The sequence below is a fragment of the Psychrobacter immobilis genome (genome assembly GCF_904846185.1).
Lineage (GTDB): Bacteria > Pseudomonadota > Gammaproteobacteria > Pseudomonadales > Moraxellaceae > Psychrobacter > Psychrobacter immobilis_B.
In genome coordinates this window covers 1-3,516 of record NZ_CAJGZQ010000049.1, presented here as the reverse complement: position 1 = coordinate 3,516, position 3,516 = coordinate 1, and the positions used below count along the sequence as shown (strand labels likewise).

Genomic DNA, 3,516 nt, shown 5'->3' with positions numbered 1-3,516 from the left:
TATTTGAGTATTTGAGTATTTGAGTATTTGAGTATTTGAGTATTTGAGTATTTGAGTATTTGAGTATTTGAGTATTTGAGTATTTGAGTATTTGAGTATTTGAGTATTTGAGTATTTGAGTATTACTCCGTTTCTTTAGCTACAACAGCTATCAGTTGACGCGAGCACTTAGCCGTAGCTTGTATTTCAGAATAGCTATGCCCAGATTTTAGGAGGCTAGCAATAATCTTACGCTTCTCGGTATCTTTCCTACGTCCTGAATATTTACCCTCTGTCTTAGCGCGAGCAATACCTTGCATCTGACGGTTACGCCGATCTTCATAGTTCTTTCTAGCAATATCAGCGAGAATATCAAGCACCATTGAGTTGATGGCTTGCAATACGCTAGTCATAAACTCAGTATTGTTCTCAGGCTGCAAGGCATATATGAAGTCGGCAGCTCTTTTGATACTACCGCTAGCTTTTTTTCAGACAGCATTTTTTTAAGGTGTCCCAATCATACTGATTTAAAAGTGCTAAGCGGTCTACCATTAGTCTATACCCAAAACATAAAACCTTTAAATGATAATCTATCTATCATTAGACTTTTTTATATTATTAAATGATAGTAATATCTTGTTATTATCAATGAGCACTAATTATTAAGTCTAAATAATAGAGGTGGGTTATGACTGTTCGTATTTATGTGAGAGCCAGCACTAAGGATCAAGACGCTACCAGAGCATTGGCTGATTTGGTGGCTTTCAGTACAAGTTATGATGATAACCATGTTGAGTACGTCGAGCATTTCAGTGGTACAAAGCTCGATAGACCATTATTAGCCAAGCTGCTAAAGGACGCTGAGCAAGGCGATATTCTACTGGTTGAAAGCGTGGATAGATTAAGCCGATTATCTCAAGATGATTTTGCAATTCTAAAGCAGCGTATCAAAGACAAAGGCTTGCGATTGGTGGTGGCTGATCTACCAACGACGCATACAGTTAATAATGGCATGACAGGTGAGATCCTAACAGTGATTAACCATATGCTGATCGACTTATTAGCAACGATGGCAAAGCTTGATAACGACAAGCGTAGAGAGCGTATCAAGCAGGGATTGGCTAACAGTGGCTATAAGCCCTCCGGTAAGAAGCCTAATACAACGAAACACAATCGTATTAGAGAATTAGACAGTCAAGGCAATATGACAAAAGAGGAAATCGCTAAGGCAGTTGGTGTTGGCGTAGCTACTGTTTACCGGGTGTTAAAGCCAGGCTCATAGCTGAGGTATTTTATTTTATTTTTTTTCATAAACAGCTGATATATAAGGCTTTACACGCGAGGCAAGAAGGCTTTATTTGCAGAAATAGGTACTCTATTACTACGTAGCTGTGTTAAGAACGGTGTATTTTCATCATTCAATTTCGTTCAATTATGCCCACTTAAAACGCCCTTCGATCTTTATCTAAAGACATCACAGCGTCATATAAAAATCGATTTAATGCAATGAGGCTTCATTATAATCATTATATTGCATTCATAATCGCTTTTCTGCAAAATGGCTTATCTATAATCGCTTGAGCCCCTCATGATGAATACCCCTACTTCAGACCCTATTGGCGCAGCATGGCTTATCCGTTATGCCAGCATCGAGCTGGTGTCCCCTTTATATGTCAGCAGTAGTATCGGTGGGCGCAGGCAAACCTATAAAGACGGTGATGTCATCCATAACGCTTATCAGGAAACTGCGCGGCCACTGGACACTATCATTGCGCACTTACAGTTTCACATGCGTCATGAAGTACTGAATTTGGAGTTACTGGCTCGTCTGTTTGAGCAGATAGGGGCTAATGACGTACAAGCATGGGTAAACGCTGAGCCCACAGGCAGCTATGCCCGTAGAATGGCTTTCTTGTATGAATGGCTCATGGGTCAGCAGTTAGCAGTACCGAGTAATTTAGGCGGTAACTATGTGGATGCTCTAGATGCTAAGAAGCAGGTTACTTCAAGCCCTGCGCATGTCATAAAGAATGCTCGTTGGCGTATCAATGACAATCTTGCAGGAACCCGTCATTTCTGTCCTCAATTGGTGAAAACAGAGTCGTTTACGCAAGCGGCAGCACTCGATATTGCCACGATGGTTGATAAGCTTAACGATGAATTTGGACAAGACTTACTGATGCGTGCCTCCGTATGGATGACATTACGAGAGAGTAAAGCCAGTTTTACTATAGAAGGTGAAGGGAAAGAGTTAAAACGTATTGAACGTTTCGCCGATGTGATGGCACGGCGTACCGGCAAGGGCGATATTCCGCTTGATCCTGAGTCGCTAGCAGAGTTGCAACAAGAGATACTTGGTAGCAAAACGGTCATCCAGCAGTATGGCGTCCGTCAATCTCCAGTTTTTGTGTCGCATACTCAGGTCAATGGCTTTAAAGAGATTGTGCACTATATTGCGCCACCTGCTGATGACATTGCTGAAAAGCTCAAAGGGTTACAGGCATTTATGGAAAAGACCGAGGGACAATCGGCACTGATACGTAGTGCGGTTGCTTCCTTTGCTTTTGTGTATATTCATCCGCTAGCGGATGGCAATGGCCGAGTACATCGCTTCCTAATTAACGATGTACTCAGACGCGACCAGATCATTCATGAGCCGATTATCTTACCTATATCGCAAGCCATCGCTGAGCATCCCTCAGACCGTCATGCCTATGATAAAATTTTAGACCGTGTATCCGTGCCACTTATGGAGCAAATCCGTGATCATTACAGCTTTGATAAACAAGCGATTACTTACCCTGATGGTATTCGCTCAAACTTAAATTTTGAAGACAGTCACCTTATTCAACCGGCATGGCGCTTTATGGACCTGACGCCTCATGTTCAGTACTTATCAGGACTGATTGCGCATGTTATTGAAAAAGAGATGCATAACGAGTCACAGTACCTAAGACAACATGACCATGCACGACTGGCGATAAAAGAGATTATTGAGATGCCCAACAGCTATGCCGATAGAATCATTCGTAGCATGCTGCAGAATAAGGGTGCTAAAAGTAATAAGCTATTGAAAGATTATCCGTTTTTGGCAAATGATGAGGTTTGGGACGATATTTTTGCTGTCGTTGTAGAAACCTTTAAAGATGAGACAGATGATTTGAATAGGTAGGGGAAACCCTGCTATACGCAGGGAAGCCTACTTTGATAATCAATCTGGTATAAATATCATCGTTGCGATGATGATTCGGCTATAAGAGATTCGGCTGAAATACCATAGCCTAAAACGTAATCAATATTTTTCTTGACCCTATTTACGCTAATAAACTACTTAAAACAGACTGTATAAAAGGAACTGCTGATAACAGACCATTGTAATTTGACAAGCCTTGATACAGATAGTCAAAATGATTTTGAGTATTTGAGTATTTGAGTATTTGAGTATTTGAGTATTTGAGTATTTGAGTATTTGAGTATTTGAGTATTTGAGTATTTGAGTATTTGAGTATTTGAGTATTTGAGTATTTGAGTATTTGA

3 protein-coding genes are annotated in these 3,516 nt (G+C 40.7%); 2 read left to right on the top strand and 1 reads right to left on the bottom strand.

Features of this window, described 5'->3' with window-relative positions; translation table 11 throughout:
* Positions 1-122 precede the first annotated feature (122 nt).
* The gene (locus JMW94_RS14550; protein WP_265088329.1) at positions 123-392 is read right to left on the bottom strand and encodes a hypothetical protein; all 270 of its coding nucleotides are present in this window, start codon (positions 390-392) and stop codon (positions 123-125) included.
* A 275-nt stretch (positions 393-667) separates the two neighbouring features.
* On the opposite strand from JMW94_RS14550, the gene JMW94_RS14545 reads away from it, so the two are divergent.
* Together JMW94_RS14545 and JMW94_RS14540 are read left to right on the top strand one after the other, a co-directional pair.
* Positions 668-1,261: a recombinase family protein gene (locus JMW94_RS14545; protein ID WP_011959997.1), complete on the top strand. Its 594-nt coding sequence runs from the start codon at positions 668-670 to the stop codon at positions 1,259-1,261.
* 306 nt (positions 1,262-1,567) lie between these two features.
* A complete protein-coding gene (locus JMW94_RS14540; RefSeq protein WP_201604881.1) occupies positions 1,568-3,151 on the top strand; it encodes a Fic family protein in 1,584 nt (527 codons plus the stop codon).
* Positions 3,152-3,516: the final 365 nt, after the last annotated feature.